Annotated in this window: 15 protein-coding genes; 7 read left to right on the top strand and 8 right to left on the bottom strand. The window is 50.6% G+C overall.

Annotation, left to right across the window (positions count from 1 at the left end):
- Window positions 1-75: 75 nt before the first annotated feature.
- The 5 genes from H6624_07310 to pip all read right to left on the bottom strand — a co-directional run bounded on the left by H6624_07310 (window position 76) and on the right by pip (window position 4,093).
- The gene (locus H6624_07310; protein MCB9084136.1) at window positions 76-723 is read right to left on the bottom strand and encodes a hypothetical protein; all 648 of its coding nucleotides are present in this window, start codon (window positions 721-723) and stop codon (window positions 76-78) included.
- The gene (locus tag H6624_07305; GenBank protein MCB9084135.1) at window positions 720-1,736 is read right to left on the bottom strand and encodes a hypothetical protein; all 1,017 of its coding nucleotides are present in this window, start codon (window positions 1,734-1,736) and stop codon (window positions 720-722) included. Before H6624_07305 ends, H6624_07310 begins: the two co-directional genes overlap by 4 nt.
- A 136-nt stretch (window positions 1,737-1,872) precedes the next feature.
- Window positions 1,873-2,457, bottom strand: coding sequence for a hypothetical protein (locus tag H6624_07300; protein ID MCB9084134.1), 585 nt, complete (start codon window positions 2,455-2,457; stop codon window positions 1,873-1,875).
- 64 nt (window positions 2,458-2,521) lie between these two features.
- Window positions 2,522-2,941, bottom strand: coding sequence for a hypothetical protein (locus tag H6624_07295; GenBank protein MCB9084133.1), 420 nt, complete (start codon window positions 2,939-2,941; stop codon window positions 2,522-2,524).
- Between the two features lie 201 nt (window positions 2,942-3,142).
- A complete protein-coding gene (gene pip / locus H6624_07290; GenBank protein MCB9084132.1) occupies window positions 3,143-4,093 on the bottom strand; it encodes a prolyl aminopeptidase in 951 nt (316 codons plus the stop codon).
- A 102-nt stretch (window positions 4,094-4,195) separates the two neighbouring features.
- On the opposite strand from pip, the gene H6624_07285 reads away from it, so the two are divergent.
- A complete protein-coding gene (locus H6624_07285; protein MCB9084131.1) occupies window positions 4,196-4,945 on the top strand; it encodes a PepSY domain-containing protein in 750 nt (249 codons plus the stop codon).
- Here the strand turns inward: H6624_07285 and H6624_07280 are convergent.
- The 3 genes from H6624_07280 to H6624_07270 are packed head-to-tail and all read right to left on the bottom strand — an operon-like array spanning window position 4,929 to window position 9,327.
- Window positions 4,929-5,738, bottom strand: coding sequence for a hypothetical protein (locus tag H6624_07280; protein MCB9084130.1), 810 nt, complete (start codon window positions 5,736-5,738; stop codon window positions 4,929-4,931). The genes H6624_07285 and H6624_07280 overlap by 17 nt on opposite strands.
- Window positions 5,698-8,298: an HAD-IC family P-type ATPase gene (locus H6624_07275; protein ID MCB9084129.1), complete on the bottom strand. Its 2,601-nt coding sequence runs from the start codon at window positions 8,296-8,298 to the stop codon at window positions 5,698-5,700. Before H6624_07275 ends, H6624_07280 begins: the two co-directional genes overlap by 41 nt.
- Complete coding sequence (locus H6624_07270) at window positions 8,299-9,327, bottom strand: sodium:calcium antiporter (GenBank protein ID MCB9084128.1); 1,029 nt, start codon at window positions 9,325-9,327, stop codon at window positions 8,299-8,301.
- A gap of 465 nt (window positions 9,328-9,792) precedes the next feature.
- Between H6624_07270 and H6624_07265 the strand changes: the two genes are divergently transcribed.
- The 6 genes from H6624_07265 (at window position 9,793) to H6624_07240 (ending at window position 15,574) form a co-directional block, all read left to right on the top strand.
- Window positions 9,793-11,367, top strand: coding sequence for a hypothetical protein (locus H6624_07265; protein MCB9084127.1), 1,575 nt, complete (start codon window positions 9,793-9,795; stop codon window positions 11,365-11,367).
- Window positions 11,368-11,505: 138 nt separating this feature from the next.
- Entirely contained in the window at window positions 11,506-11,922 is a 417-nt protein-coding gene (locus H6624_07260) for a hypothetical protein (protein ID MCB9084126.1), read from the top strand.
- 307 nt (window positions 11,923-12,229) lie between these two features.
- Window positions 12,230-13,456, top strand: a complete 1,227-nt coding sequence (locus tag H6624_07255; GenBank protein ID MCB9084125.1) for a hypothetical protein — start codon at window positions 12,230-12,232, stop codon at window positions 13,454-13,456.
- The gene (locus H6624_07250; protein MCB9084124.1) at window positions 13,453-13,755 is read left to right on the top strand and encodes a hypothetical protein; all 303 of its coding nucleotides are present in this window, start codon (window positions 13,453-13,455) and stop codon (window positions 13,753-13,755) included. The genes H6624_07255 and H6624_07250 overlap by 4 nt, the downstream gene beginning before the upstream one ends.
- Window positions 13,752-15,179, top strand: coding sequence for a hypothetical protein (locus H6624_07245; GenBank protein MCB9084123.1), 1,428 nt, complete (start codon window positions 13,752-13,754; stop codon window positions 15,177-15,179). Before H6624_07250 ends, H6624_07245 begins: the two co-directional genes overlap by 4 nt.
- Window positions 15,180-15,190: 11 nt before the next feature.
- The gene (locus H6624_07240) at window positions 15,191-15,574 is read left to right on the top strand and encodes a response regulator (GenBank protein MCB9084122.1); all 384 of its coding nucleotides are present in this window, start codon (window positions 15,191-15,193) and stop codon (window positions 15,572-15,574) included.

Here is a 15,574-nt window from a genome sequence, read left to right as displayed (position 1 = left end):
AGGACCAAAGTGGGGAAGACCGTCTACTGTGTTCTTGAAATACTGTCGTGGTTTTTGACGAATCTCGTGCTGCGCCTACTTTTTCACCAAGTCGGCAGCAAACTTGCCGAATGAAACTCCCGAGTCCCAGCTAAGAGTAACCATGGCTAAAGAGTCTGTATAGGGGGAGTCAGCAGCAAGACCTGTGTCATCGACACCGATGGTTCCGGATGACATGATGTAGGCGAGGCCCATGGAAAGTGAGCCCAGCGAAAACTCCATACCAACATAGTAACTCAGAGGAGAGGACGTGTACTTAATCTCATTGGAAATGCCACCGAAGGCATAGTGTTTGGATTGTACGACAAAATAATCAGCGCCAAGAAAGATCTTTCCCACACTGAAGCGTAGTCCCAGACCGGGCCCCAGCTGGCTGGCAAATTCCTTTTGGGTGCCACTGTTGGCGGTATTTTCCAAATCCAAGTAGCGAAGGTTGGCCGTCAAAGCGACCCAAAATTGGTCCTTGCCAAAGACAGGTGCGATCACGCGGCCAACCATGGCCAGTCCGTCATAGTAAGCGCTGCTGCCGTCGGGATTCTCGATACCCACATTGGGAACACCGAGGCTACCTTCAAAGCGGAGATTTCCGGATTTCCCACCACCGCCCTTTGCCATTGCACCAATGTGAAATAAAAGTGAGGCCAGGAATATCGTATGAAAGACAATTCTACGTGCACTTGTCATTGGCCCTCCACCACGAGAATGTCCGAGACATTAACGGTGAAGGTGTTGCGGATAAAGGGCGACTGGACAACGGTACCATCTGGCGCGATGAGATCAATGGAGTCCAGCCCTGTGTCAGCGACCAGGAGGTTGCCATCCGGGAGAACGGCAATCGCTGAAGGGTTGGTGGTCGCCGACCCGTAGGTATAAATGATGGTCGCACCAGTTCCGTCTTCGTTCACCCTGTAGATGGAGTCGTTTCCTTGGGTTACCACATAAAGATAGCCATTAGGGTGGGCGACAACATCATATGGGTCGTTGCCGAAGGCCACATTATTCACACAACTTGCGGATGACCCAGACACGTCATAAATGGAGAGGTTATCCGTGCCCCCTGAACTAACAGCCACCAAGTACCCGGCACTGGTCAAGCCAAGTCCGTGGACGGTATTGATGACACAGGAGCCAGTGGTGGTGTTGATGTAGGGGTTGCCACTTACCGGATAACGTTCGCCAGTGGCACTGAAGCGTTCGATTGTATTCGATTCAGCCACATAGTAATTGCCACTATTATCCTTTTCCACGTCAAATAGATTGCCAGTCAAAAGAGTGCTGTTCGCAAAAGCCACGCGATTGCCAAAGACATCCAACTTATCGAGGCGATCCGTCCCGTCCACACTGACAATTAGAGTAAATGGGTCCACATAGGCCAAGCCTCGTGGGTACTCAATGTTTTTGCCGTAGTCATAGAGAATGCTTAGCAGATTGCCACTGGTGTCGTAGACGCTGACGGTGTAGTTGTTGGAAGTGGCATAGGGGCCTGAGATGTAAATTCGGTCTCCACCCAAACCAAGAGAACCAAACCAGTGTTTGCCAGATTTTGAGGAGCAACCAGAGAGAAGTGTAAGAACTGAAGCAAAAAGAGCCGTCAGTGAAAACAGGGCAGAGAAAAAAAACAGAGCCATCTTGGCCGCCTGAATTTGTCTTTTGATACTTTCCTCCGCAAGAACATCCTGTTCTCTAACCGGTCGCAAGGATCTTTCATCATTATAATAGCAGAATCCCTGAAATCACTACCCTGAAGCGAGGTTTCGGACGTAGGTCGCTGACCACCTAGGGGATGAGGGGTTTAGGTCCGGGCACAATTTGCCCGGACTGAAGTGCGACCCATTACTTGAGGCGGTAGGAGAGATAAATCGAAGGGTAAATGAAACTTCTTTTTACATCTTTACTGGTATAGGAGCTGCCGCCATCTGTGGACTCTTCGTTGTACATGGCCATGTAGTAACTGAGGCGAACGCCAAAGTAGAAGCCATTAAAGACCAAAGGATTATATCCAATGTCGAACTTGAGGCTGCTTCCCCGCCAGTCGAGTTCGCTCCCTCCGGACTCATATTTTCCTTGAGCCTTTAGATTGTAGGCCAGGCCCAAGCCCCAGGTCTTGACCCGATCGAGAAAGGCAATGAATTTCACTCCGTAGTCGAGGGTGGACCAGGTAACTTCGGTGGCACCGGTGGAGTCCATGGTCCCCATGGAGCTGACGTTGACACCAAGATTGAGCATAGAATCCTGGTCCAACCCCATGGCGAGAGAAAGATCAAATCCATGGCGGGAAAAACTCTGATCGGTCACGTCCAGAGAATCAGAAATATAGAATAGGTTGGAGTCGAGCATGAGTGCGTGACTTTGAAAGCCAAAAAGAAGGCAGGCGCCGATTATCAGTGATGTAATTATTGGTTTTTTGAAAAGCCCCATCTTCCACCTCCTGGATTTGGATGGAGCTATTCTAACAATTGACCGTCGACGAGGTCAGCTTATTTCAGTCACAGGACTCCCTGTGATCCAGCCATTCGGCCAGTTGATCATAGAGGAGCTCGCCAGGCTTTAGGCTGCAAGCGTCGCCGCAAAAGGTATTGTTGGTAGAAGTCTCCCATAGCTTTTCGGCGGCGATGGACTTAGTCCAGGAGTAAGAAGAGACCACATCAGGATCAGAAAACGGCGGAAAGGCAAAGCCAGTCTTCGCGTGGCAGCTGGTGCAAAACTTATTGAAGTAATTGGCGTGGAGATATTCAAAGCCTTCAAAACCACACATTTTGGCGTTGGCGTTGAGAGAACCTTGATCACCATCGCCGTTGGATGATTTTCCCGATGGTGCACAGTTTTGAAATGGAAGGAGGAGAACAGTTAAGGCTCCCGCCAGCAGAGTGAGTTTCAGTTTTTTTCCCATTGGACCGCTCATTTTTAATGCCCCTGTTACAATTATACCCCACCGGTTGATATTGCACTTCATGTGCCCATGGAGTGTCTCACTTTGAGAGGCGAACTGAAATTTATGGGGAGAGGAGGATAAAAGTAACCCCCTCTGTGTAGTTAGGCTCGTGCAGCCAGACCAGCGGATTGACATTTCATTATGACTCTATTGGCCTGTGTCGAGTCGGGCTCAAAGCTCCCTAAAACGAGACAAAATCTCGATCAGCTTGGAAGTGATTCCCACCTCCAGTGCTGAATGGCCAGCATCGGCAATGACGTGGAGCTTGGATTCAGGCCAGGCCTGGTTCAATTCGTAGGCGCTGATGATAGGGCAAACAATGTCGTAGCGGCCATGGACAATTTCGCAAGGGATGTGGCGGATCTTGTCGACGTTTTCAATCAGCCAGTTGTCGGTCTTAAAGAATGCGTTGTTAGTAAAATAGTGGCACTCAATGCGTGCAAAGGCGGTGGCAAAATCATCTTCGCCAAAGGTGTTTATGAGATCAGGGTCCTGGTGAAGAAAGGAGGCTGAGGCTTCCCAAACACTCCAGGCCTTGGCGGCTTCAAGGCGAATGGATTTGTCATCACTGATGAGACGCTGGTGATAGGCTTTGACCAAATCTCCACGCTCCCCTTCAGGAATGGGCCGCAGGTATTCCTGCCAGGTCTCCGGGAAAATGGCATCCGCCCCTCTTTGGTAAAACCACTCAATTTCTTTGGGGCGACAAAGAAAAATCCCTCTAAGGATCAATCCTTTGACCTGTTCGGGGTGGGTCTCAGCGTATGCGAGAGAAAGGGTGCTTCCCCAGCTGCCGCCAAACACCAACCAGCGATCAACACCCACATGCTCGCGGAGCTTTTCAATATCCTCAACCAGGTCCCAGGTGGTGTTGTCGGATAAGTCTGCATGGGGGGTGCTCTGACCCGCACCTCTTTGATCAAACAGAATCACGCGAAATACTTGAGGATCAAAAAACTGCCGGTAGACGGGAGCGATGCCTCCGCCAGGGCCTCCATGCAGAAAGACAACTGGCTTGCCGTCAGGATTTCCCACCTCTTCGTAGTAGAGTTCATGAACATCAGATACTTTCAGTCGACCCGTTTTATAGGGTTGAATCGGTGGAAACAGAGAGTTAAGCATGGGCTGATCCTTGCTTGGTCGTGACGGGTTCTCAAATTTTTGATATTTCATGGACATCACCTTAGCACCGGCCATTTGGGCTGGCAACGAAGGAGCTTGGTGTTGAAAGCTAAATTCCGCTTTAGGATTTGGATTCGTAAGGTCCACAAATGGCTAGCCTTAGTCGTGGGTCTCCAGTTGTTTCTATGGACCTTGAGTGGGTTGTTCATGACCTACTTTCCTATTCAGGAAGTCCGTAGCGAGCATTTAGCCAACAAAAAGGAAAGCAAGTGGATGCCCAAACCGGAAGAGTGGAGTCGGGTCACAGCTGCTTTGGCTGAAAGGTACTCGGCGGATCTAAAGGGACTAAAGCCAGTTGTCATTGGCCAAAGGTCACTCTGGTGGGTCGAGATGTGGGATGGACAGGAAGAAAGCTCATTTCTTTTTGACCATGAGACAAACTCGCAACTCATGGAGTTGGGGGAGAACTTTGTGAGAGAAATAGCCCAAGGGGATTACGCCGGAACTGGAAGGCTAAGTCGTGCGATCCTCCTTGATAGTCCGACTGATGGCTATCGCGGACCGTTTCCCGTCTATGAAGTGGAATTCACTGACCCAAATGCATATAGGATCTACATTTCGCCCACATCAGGCAAGGTCATGGCACGGAGGAGTGAACTTTGGAGATGGTATGATTTCCTATGGGGCCTTCACATCATGGATTATCAGGAACGGGAGAATTTTAACAACTCGTTGGTTCAATGGGCGGCCTTTTTAGGATTGGTCACTTCGCTGTCTGGCATTGTTCTGATTTTCTACTCATTCAATCGCCGGGATTTCAAATTGTTCTCAAAATCTAAGGGTGTTGGCTAAATATGCGGCGTAACACCAAATAGTAATGGTGAGGCCACAGAGATCCTCGATAAGAGGTGCACATCAGTGAATCCTCCAAGCAATCGATCTCTCCACTAATGGTCTTATACTCATCAGCAAGCCCCATCATGTGACCGATTTCGTGGGCAATGGTACGGCCTCGCCAGGTGCGGCTCCAACTGGAGTTGTAAGGTCCTCTTGTTGAGTCCTTGAGGCTGACGGAAAAATGAGCCCGACTCCCCACCGTTTCCACCAAAAACTTAAATGAATAGGGGAAGCTGAGATGCACCTGGCTCTTGTTCCAGAGGTCTTCTGCATCCTTCATGTATTGGCGAAGATTGGCCAAATCCTGACCCTTTGGGTTTTGAAAATGAACCCGGACCTCAATGGAGAGACCGCCTTTGCCGTCGGCGATAAGATCATAGTGATAGGGGAGTCGAAAAAAACCCACGTAGGTGATCTTTCCGGTGATTTCGCGGACACCGCTTGAAAAGGCGGGGAGGGGAGCGCCCCACACCTCACCTGGTTTTGGGAAGACCTCCCAGCTGTCAGCGAGATGTTTGAAAAAAGTCTTTTTAGCTTTGTCCAAAAGTTCCCCGCTTCTCTTGTCCTGGGGGATGAGCTCTTCAAAAAGCCAGGTGTATTCTTTCTCCAGATTTTGCAGATACTGCTCGTAGGCTTTGATATCCTGCTGAGTCAGGGTGCGGCCCTGTGATGGGTCACAGGTATGGTTTTCGGAAGCCGAAACAAAATTAGGCAACAGGAGGAGAAGGCTGAGGAGGATGCTCTTCATTGGGGAGATTCCTTTCCATGGAAAACCCGGGCATTTTTTTGATCAAGAATATCAGCACTGAAAGGCCGAGGCAAATGCCCCACTGCTCTGCGCTGAGGCCTTCAGTGTGCAAGAGTCTTTGCAAGCTGGGGACCTCAACCGCCATGACCTGCATGAGAGCACAAATAGCCAGCGCCGCCAGCAAGGTGGGAGAATAAAAGCGAAAGCCCTTCCCCAACGGGCGGGAAGAGCTGATCGCCCAGGCCATAAACAGTTGGCACACACTGAGAGTTGTAAAGCCCATGGTGCGGGCAACGGCGGCGGAATCTTTGAGGCCATAGTAAAATGCCAGTAAACTGGCCGTGGCGACGAGAATGCCGCCAATCAAGATCTCGCCCATGAGGCCCCTTTCCAAGATATTTTGATTGGCGGGTATGGGTGATCTGGTCATAACACCGGGTTCTTCATCAAGCAGGCTCATCGATAACCCCGGTAGGCCATCGGTAATGAGATTTACCCAGAGAATCTGCACCGGCAGCAGAGGAGGTGGCAAGCCGACAAAAAGGGCCACTGATATAGTCAGGATCTCTCCCAGATTTCCCGCCAAAACAAAGACCAGGAACTTTCGTAAATTATCAAAAATCCTCCGGCCTTCACGAATAGCCGCCACAATTGTGGCGAAGTTGTCATCGAGTAATACCATGGCCGAGGCTTCGCGAGCGACGTCTGTACCAATCTTACCCATGGCCACACCAATATGAGCCTGCTTCAGAGCTGGCGCATCGTTGACCCCGTCCCCTGTCATGGCCACCATCTCGCCCTGGCTCTGTAAGGCCTGGACAATGCGGATTTTTTGTTTGGGTGCTGTGCGAGCGAAGACCCCCATTCGTTTAATGTGAGTGCCTAGCTCGTCATCAGAGAGTTTCTCCAGCTCTTGTCCACTCATGATATCGCCTGGGATTTTTAATTCTCGGGCAATAGCCTGAGCCGTTCGTGGATGATCCCCGGTGATCATTTGCACGCGAATTCCAGCCGTCTGGCAGTCCCGGATGGCTTGTTTAACTTCGGGTCTGGGAGGATCAATCATGCCGGCAAAACCAAGCAGCTCCCAATGTTGGCTATGAACGGTCGCCACATCCAGTTGCAAAAAAGGGGTCGATGTCTGGAGCCAAGCAAAGGCCAATACTCTCAAGCCCCCATCGGCCATTTGTTGAGCCTGCCCGAGGCCCTCTGCGGCGAGCGAGTCTCTTCGGCAAAGGTGGAGAACGGTTTCGGGTGCGCCCTTAAGAAAATAAAAGGTGGCGTCGGGCTGTTGGTGCTGAGTGACCATGAACTTCTCTTTGGGATCAAAGGGAAACTCATTCAACCGCGGCCAGGATTCGCCTAATTCTTCTTTGTCTTTACCATGGTGAAAGGCGTGTAGGAACAAGGCCCTTTCCGTTGGTTCCCCTTCGGCCAGTTCGCGGGCTCGATCCTGCCAATTCACATCATTGTTGAGGGCCATGTTGGTGTAAAAAAGCTCCTCATGCTCTGGATGGGCGATCCAACTGCGCACCACGGTCATTTTGTTTTGTGTGAGAGTACCGGTTTTGTCCGAGCAAATAACGGTGGTGGACCCCAGGGCTTCAACGGCCGAAAGCTTTTGAATCAAGGCACGACGGCTGACCATGCGTTTGGCTCCAACCGCCAGGGCAATAACAATCACACTGGGGAGAGCTTCGGGGATAGCTGCTACGGCAAGGCTCACGGCCGTCATCAACATGGACAGCCAATCCTGACCATGCAGAAGGCCCACTGCAAATAGCAACAAACAGATCAGTAAAAGAACCCAGGTCAGTTTACGGCTAAATCTGTCGAGTCGCTGTTGCAAGGGAGTTTGAACCTGTTCAGCTCCCTCAAGAAGTTGGGCAATCCTACCTAGCTCTGTATGTGGCCCGGTGTGCACCACTAAACCTTGTCCCCTTCCACGGGAAATCATCGTGCCTTTGTGGAGTATGTTTTTCCGGTCACCAACGGGGGACTTGGCTTCGCTCAAAAAATCACTTTGCTTTTCGACGGGGACAGATTCCCCCGTCAGAGCCGACTCATCTGCAGCCAGGAGGTGAGCATTAAACAGTCTGATATCTGCCGGAACCGCATCTCCGGCTTCGACTTCAATCCAATCCCCCGGCACCAATTGCTCGACGGGAAGGATTTGCCAAACCCGGTCGCGCAACACCTGGGCTCGGGTGGGAAGAATTTTTTTTAGGGCGGCAAGTGCCTTTTGGGCTTGGTAATCCTGAATGAGCCCCACTACCGCATTGACCGCAATGATGGCCAAAATGACAACAGAATCCGTCAGATCATGAAGAAAGCCTGAGATTCCCGCCGCCACAAACAAAATCAGGATCATCAGGCTTGAGAGTTGATCCCCAAGCATTTGCCAAACTCTTCGGCCTTCCTTCTCGGGAAGTTGATTGGGGCCAAACCTCTTGAGGCGAAGGGTGGCATCTTCGCTGCTCAGGCCCCTCTGTTGCGGGGTAAGGTGGAGCCGGTTCCACACTTCAGAGGGCTCGATGCTATGGAAATCCTGAAATTCCACTTAGGGACCCTCCCCACGAAAGAGGACGAGGGTGTTGAGGATGTAGAGGAGCAGAATTGTCAGGCTCAGACCACTGACAGTATTGAACCACCGGCGCTTGGGGTTGTGAACCAGAGCCACCAGTACCAAGCCCGTCATCATGATGGTGATAAGTCCGGTGACTTGATGAATGGGTTGAACGGCATCCAGCAATGGCCCTTTAAAGTAAAACAAGTCGCTGATGCCGAGAATGGCAATGTTGAAAAGGTTACTTCCCAAGACATTGGCGAATGCCAAATCCACAGCCCCCACGCGAATGGCCGCCAAGGTGACGGCCATTTCTGGCAGACTGGTGGTAAAGGCAATAAGAACCGTTCCGACAAAGGCCTCATTCCAACCCATGATATGAACGATTTCTCTGCCAATAATTGGTAAAGACCAGCCAGCAAGGACAACAATCACCGAGGCGATCAGGTATCGCGTGATCAGCGCCTCCGTAGACAGACCCGGCTTGGCTTCTTGCTCCTCAGGGATTGTTGTTTCCTGAATGCCAAAACGATGGAGGGTGCGCATGGCAAATCCGTAGAAAACAAATATGAACAAGGTATCAACGCCCACGTGGCCGAGATTGAAATCTAAATCTTGTACCCGAAGTGCCAAACACAAAATCAACACGCCGACCAAGATAATGGAAAGGCTTCCCGACAAAACATGACTGTGACTGGCCCGGGAGTACACGGAGCGCTCCCGATAAAGAGCATCGAGGAGGAACACCAGGGAAAGGTTGAATGCGCAACTTCCCAATACGTTGCCGGCGGCCATGTCGGGCCCATCGGCCATCACCGCACCGATGGCGGCAATGAGCTCAGGAAGTGAGGTCACTGTGGCCAGGAGGACGGCACCCACCCACGTGCGGCCCAGTTGGATTCGGTCGGCGATGGCGTCCGCGTAAATGAGCAAAAAGTAACCGCCCACTGCAATGACGACTGATGTCAACCCAAAGCTGAACCACAACAACCAAATCGAAGAGGGAGGCCACATTTCCAGCATAGGCGAATCTTACTGCAAATAGCTAAACTTGGTTAGCACTTGATTGTTGATCCCCAAGATCCTTTTCCCTTGAGTTGGTCCATTGCCGACCATTCTCCGCAATTCCTCACGCGCCTTTCGGGCGCGGGCTCATCTTCGGGTCGCGTCAGTATCCTGCCGCGCCTCGGATATGCCCTGCGCGACGGCGGAGGATTCGGATTTACGGAAATGGCTCGGCAATTGGACCATATCTCGGAAAAAGGCAGACAGAGTCTTGAGTTTCACCTAGCAAGGCTGCCCGTAAGACCGAGCTGTTCATGAGTTTGGGATACTGTGTGATATGGATGGGTCAGATTGTCTCTTGTGTGGGGCGAATTGGTTGAAAATTTACTGGGAAACAGAGGCGCTTGGGGTTAGTAATGGTCCGTCTTTTGCTGACTGTAGAGGTCTTGTGCTCGCGTCTGTGGGCTAAGATGAGGGGGAAAAATGAAGATTCGTTTACGGGGCGTCAGCCTTTTTATTGGCCTTTTTTGGACTCTTGGTGTCACGGCTGAAACCGGGCCATTGTCATCGCTCCAGGAGTGGTCCAAGGACCCTCAGGCCTTTTTCACCAAGGTCCCTGAAAAAAGCGATCGACATGGAGTTCTCCCTCGAAAGCCGCAGAGCTATTTTCAAAAACGGGATCTCAGAAAGAATCGCTACATCGGTAAAAAACTCCAGTGGAGGGAGCAGAAATTTGCTGATCTTTTGACGGGCAAAAGCCCGATGGCTGAGCTTGGTCCCGAACACGCAGCCGAGTTGTTGGTCGACAAGGAAGTTCAACCCTTGGTGAAGAGTTTGGAAAAAATGGAGCAGGAGGGTCTCAAACGAACCCGCTTGAAGGAAATTCCCTGGTCAGGGGACTACTGGGCTATCTCTCGCGGGATACTCGCCGCTCGCCCCTTTGTTCGTCCCTACACCCGCTTGGAAAGCTGGCAGACGCGTTTTGATTGGATTCGCGCCAACGGATTTTGGGAAATTTTTGAAACAAAGAATTTGGATGAGATCGCCAATCTTGCGGCTTCTGAAAAAATGGATCTTCTCTATGGGGATAAGGAAGCCACCTTCACAACCTATATGTGGAAGCAGGGTTATCTCTACAAAGATGAAAACGGCGACGTGGAAGATTGGATGGGCATTTGTCATGGTTGGGCTCCGGCCGCTTATATGGTTCCTCGTCCCACCCAAGCTATTACGCTTAAGGCATTTGATGGCCAGACGGATGTGAAAATCTATCCGTCTGAACTTAAGGGTTTGGTCACTCAACTTTGGGCGACAGCACCATTTGAAACCCGTCATATTGGCGGCCGTTGCAATAAGAAAGATCCCGAGCGGGATGAGAATGGTCGACTGATTGACCCTGAGTGTTTTGATATTAATCCGGCGACCTGGCACTTGGCTGCGGTTAACCAGCTTGGGCGGGCGAAGAGGAGTTTTATTCTCGATGCCACTTATGACTACGAAGTTTGGAATCAGCCGGTCTATGCCTACGAGTATTTCTATTTCAATCCGGAATCAAAAAAGACCACGCGGACCATTGCCGAGGCAACGGTCACACCGGAGGAGTTTAAGTCCGACCCCTTCAAGAAATATCGTGGCAAGGATATTGAGAAGATTGTCGGCGTGGCCATGCGCGTGGGTTACATTGTGGAGTTAGGAGCCGGTCCCCGTGAGGAAGAGGGGCAGGATTGGGACCAGATTCATTGGGTGGAATATCTTTATGACCTGGAGATTGATCCCAATGGAGAGATTTCAGGTGGCGAGTGGTACTCCCAAGCTCATCCGGATTTCCTCTGGGGTGCGGCACCAACAGCTCGCCCCTATTCTCCAGTTGATCAGTATTTGAACGATGGAGCATGGGAGACGGACAAGGCCTTACCTGAGTTGTGGCGGGAGATCTTTATTAAGGTTGCCCCCTATGGTCATCAGCCGGCCAAGTTTTTGGAGATGTTAGTCGATTTGTCTCGCAAAGGTTTACAAGAAGACAATAATGACAGGGTGGAGGTCGATCCGCCACAGTGAACATTTTGGTTCCAGGTCCTATTCGTGGATGCGGGATGTTGAAACTCAAGAGAGATTTTTCTTTAGTTTCAACAGCCTGCATCCACGAATAGGACCTGGAACCAAAATGCTGAACGAATCCTTACATAGGGGGAAAACATGAAAAAACTTTTGCTCGCGGTTGCTGCACTTCTGTCGCTTTCGTCTGCCCAAGCCTCAATGGTGCAAAACCTGGGTCCGGGATACCAGTGCGCCGTTCATGATCAAATGGACGTCACTTATAATCAGTTTAACATCTATCTGTTTGATATGGTCTTTGCTCCAGTTGCGGTCAACCCTCCGGGTGCGGCTCGTATCATCATGGACAACGCCATGATGTTTCCGACCATTTCGTTAATTGATGGTCAAGCCATGCTCCAACAGGGGTTTGCAGGACTCTCCATTACCGTTGAAGGCGAGGATTTCTCCATGCTTCTCATGAACGGTCAAAACATCATGGGGACCTACAAGGGAATGGATCTGACCGGTGAGTGCCAGTGGAGTCCCAATGTGATCCGCACAGTAGATCCTTATTGATATTCTTCTGGACCAATAGAATGCCAAGAAAGACCCCGACCTCTCAGTCGGGGTTTTTTGTATCATTTTGGTTCCAGGTCCTATTCGTGGATGCAGGGGGTTGAAATTCAAGAGAGACCTATCTTGAGATTCAACCCCCTGCATCCACGAATAGGACCTGGAACCAAAATGCAGTCTCATAGTGAATGGGAAATATAGAGATCTTATCAATTGAGATCCCAGGCCTTTATGCCACACCCCGGCCCTCCGAAGAGTTCTTGAGCAAGATCAACCTTACTCAGCGAATACTCAGAATCGGGAAGGGTGTATGGCAAAAAAGTACTTTGAATTCAGCGATATGAAATGTGTCCCAGTTGATGGTGACCGGACTTTGGCCGGCGAGCATTTGGTGATTCACTGTCATCACTATAATTCCCGATTACAGAGATCCTTGGAGAACTGCTCCCTTGTCGATGGCAAAGGGATCTTTAAAGAAGCAGCTGAGAGAACTTTTTTTCGGCAGATCCGTGTGGCGGCCAGTGAGCAAAAGCTGAATAGTCCAGAAGAAGTCCTCAAAATGGCGGCTGACCTTTACCGCTTTCAGGGATTTGGTGTCCTGGACTTTTCCTCCCACCAGGTCAATCAGGTGCGCGGGGTTTCGTCTCACTATGTTGAAGGGTGGAACTGCTGTTATGAAAGAGAATCCCGCCCCGTTTGCACCTTCGCTGAAGGCTACATCGCCGCTGCCATGGGCGCCGCCATGGGCGTGCGCTATGAAGTGGTGGAAACCGAGTGCATGTACCAGGGCGGCGACTGCTGCAAGTTTGAGATCCGTGAAACCCAGGAACACCCGTTAAAGTTTGAATGGTTTGTTCCAGAAGTATTGGCTACGGATCATTCCAAGATGCTCGCCGAAGCAGCTAACCCCCGGGTGGATATGATCAAAATCCGTGACACGGTTTTTGGCCTTCCTTTGGAGGGCAACGAACAAGGGCTGATACCGGCCTTTAATGTTTATCTCGCCCACATGCCCCGGGAGTTTTATAACGTGGTCAGTGGTCTGTTTGTGAAGCAAATGGAGGCCCAAGGTTTGGGTGAAACAGGTTACGCCATGTTGGAAGAAGACGCGGAAGTCTGTTCTCTCACCACATTTTCCGGAATTATGGCCTCGGATGAGTGGGCAGCACTTGTTCAGCCGATGATCAAATACACAGAGGATAACATCTTTGGCCTGGTGGCCATTATCAATGCCCTTGGGTGGGGCTCGGTCAGGCTGATTGAACACCAAGCTGCTGAGACCCTCAATATCCAAACGGCAAATGCGTATGAGATTTACACGCCCAAAGATTTAAGAATGGCCGAGGCCAAAACCCACTGCCCCATGATGTCGGGAGTGATGGCAGGACTTCTGGAGTTGGTCTATCTGGACATTCCATTTGAAGATCGCAGGGGGCTTTACCAGACCGAAGAGACCGACTGTTCAGCCAATGGCCACGCCTTTTGTGACTTCCATACCAAAAGGGCAATGTCTGCGGCGACCAAGGCGGCTGCATGAGTCGAGAGGAGACCAAACGCTACCCTTTGCGCAATTGTATCCGTCCGGACACCTATAGATATTGTCTGGACGGAGAGGTGTTTCCTGAAGCCTGGGAAAAGCTGGCTAAACAGTTTGGTCGAATTCGCCGCTTTGGTGAACTGGATTTGTATGAAATTAACGGGATGTCGTTTTTGCTTAGAGCGAGTTATGGGACATCCTCCATCACCGTGATCAAAAAAAATGGTTTGGTTGAAGAAGATTTGCAATTGTTCCACGCAACGATTGGTTTTGTGGAGTCGGGGGAGTTGGCGTCGTGAAGGAATTTGAAATTGTCTTAGATAAGCGTTTGAAGGTTGTGAACTTTATCCCTGTTTCGGGTTTGAGTCCCGGCGATCTGGCTGCAGGATCTGAATTTCCTAAAGCCATTTCGCCACTGGGTAAACGCACAGGTCTGTACCTATTGCGCTGGAGTGTGGGCCACGATCAAAGAAGTTTCGAAGGCCCCTTAGATTTGGTGCTCAACCATGAAGAAGCCCATTATCTGGTCAAAGGCACTAAGGAGAACGGCCACATTCACTTGCGCGGTAAGGAAATCACCAGTCATTTGGATTCGCCGATTGAAACCCTCAAGCGGCGAGCTTCCTTTTTTGAAGCCCTCACCCGCAGCTTTGCCGATGGCCTTATCTTTTTGCTTCCCGATGGGACAATCTCAGAATTGTCGGTTCCCGTACCAGCTCTTTTTGATTTGCGCACGAACCATGGCGTTCTCTATAGCCGGGATGGGCTCCTAGGGCGAAGCCTCAGTGATTTCCTATCAATTGATGAAGCCAGTGACCTGGCCTACTTCATTGACAATGCTCGTACCAATAGAGCGAGCCAACTTCACCGTACCTGGAAGATCAATGGCAAGGTATTGGATATGAAAGGTCATCCGCTATATTTGAATGGCGAGCTTCAATACATCTTTCTATCGGCTTCAGATAAGACCGAACAAGAAAAACTCCAATCGCAGGTCAACGAGGCCCAAGAGTTTATGAGCAAGGCGGCCAGTCTTGTGACATTAGGTGAAGTGTCAGCGGGTATTGCTCACGAGATCAACACCCCATTGGCCTCCATCGAATACTCGACTCAAATTCTAAAGCGCAAGGCGGAAACCATTAAGCCTGAGCAGATCATGACCGTTGCCGGGAGAATTTCAGAGACCACCACCTTGATTGCCGGAATTATCAAAAATCTATTGAATATGGCTCGACCTGATCAACATATGGCATTCGAGAGCGTGGGCGTGCAGGATCTGGTGCTTCAAGCACATACCTTGGTTAAGCACTTAATCATGCGTCACGAAGTAAAATTTATGTTGAAGCTTGCAGACCTGGGTGAGATCGACTGCCGTTCGGTGCAATTGCAGCAGGTCCTGGTGAATCTGATGAAGAATGCCGTGGATGCCATTAAGGACCAAAAAGAGCCCTGGCTGGAAATCCGTGGCGGAGTCTTGGGTGACAATCAGATCTACATTGAGGTCTGTGACTCAGGCCCAGGATTACCAGCGGACATCAAAAAGAAGATCTTAGAGCCCTTCTTTACGACCAAAGACAAGGACTCGGGAACCGGCTTGGGACTGTCCATTTCGACCAGTATCATCCGTGCCCACGGGGGAATTCTTGAAATTCGCGAGGACATCCCCAATACTTGTTTTAGGATTGTGTTACCCCGGTCTCAGGCCGAAAGCCTAGCCGCTTAAGGAGTGTCGCCATGTCACAGAAAACCGTATTGATTGTGGAAGACGATCCCATTTGTCGCGAGTCTCTAAAGGACTTGTTTGAAATGGAAGACTACAACTGTCTAGAAGCCAGCGGTGGCCGGGATGCAGTGGAGATTGTCAAAGCCAATAAGAACGCCATCGACCTGATCGTCTCAGATATTCGTATGCCCAACGGCAATGGTGTGGAACTGTTGATGTCGGTCAAAGCCATGGACCCATCAATCCCCCCTGTGATCTTGATCACTGGATTTAGCACAGCTGAAGAAGAGAGCCTGGTGGAAAAAGGGGCTGAGTGTGTGCTCAGCAAGCCCATTGATTTTGCGGAATTGTTCGCCGAAGTGGAAAAAGCCATCGCCAAGTTTAAGGCGGCCTGA

It is taken from the genome of Pseudobdellovibrionaceae bacterium, assembly GCA_020635075.1.
GTDB lineage: Bacteria > Bdellovibrionota > Bdellovibrionia > Bdellovibrionales > UBA1609 > JADZEO01.
The sequence above is the reverse complement of the archived record's forward strand: the minus strand, read 5'-3'. Positions and strand labels throughout refer to the sequence as shown.

Excerpts from the sequence above, each read along its gene's own strand:
- H6624_07270 (MCB9084128.1), bottom strand. The coding sequence starts at position 9,327 with ATGCTGGAAATGTGGCCTCCCTCTTCGATTTGGTTGTTGTGGTTCAGC.
- H6624_07280 (MCB9084130.1), bottom strand. The coding sequence starts at position 5,738 with ATGAAGAGCATCCTCCTCAGCCTTCTCCTCCTGTTGCCTAATTTTGTT.
- H6624_07300 (MCB9084134.1), bottom strand. The coding sequence starts at position 2,457 with ATGGGGCTTTTCAAAAAACCAATAATTACATCACTGATAATCGGCGCC.
- H6624_07250 (MCB9084124.1), top strand. The coding sequence starts at position 13,453 with ATGAGTCGAGAGGAGACCAAACGCTACCCTTTGCGCAATTGTATCCGT.
- pip (MCB9084132.1), bottom strand. The coding sequence starts at position 4,093 with ATGCTTAACTCTCTGTTTCCACCGATTCAACCCTATAAAACGGGTCGA.
- H6624_07255 (MCB9084125.1), top strand. The coding sequence starts at position 12,230 with ATGGCAAAAAAGTACTTTGAATTCAGCGATATGAAATGTGTCCCAGTT.
- H6624_07240 (MCB9084122.1), top strand. The coding sequence starts at position 15,191 with ATGTCACAGAAAACCGTATTGATTGTGGAAGACGATCCCATTTGTCGC.
- H6624_07260 (MCB9084126.1), top strand. The coding sequence starts at position 11,506 with ATGAAAAAACTTTTGCTCGCGGTTGCTGCACTTCTGTCGCTTTCGTCT.
- H6624_07295 (MCB9084133.1), bottom strand. The coding sequence starts at position 2,941 with ATGAGCGGTCCAATGGGAAAAAAACTGAAACTCACTCTGCTGGCGGGA.
- H6624_07310 (MCB9084136.1), bottom strand. The coding sequence starts at position 723 with ATGACAAGTGCACGTAGAATTGTCTTTCATACGATATTCCTGGCCTCA.
- H6624_07265 (MCB9084127.1), top strand. The coding sequence starts at position 9,793 with ATGAAGATTCGTTTACGGGGCGTCAGCCTTTTTATTGGCCTTTTTTGG.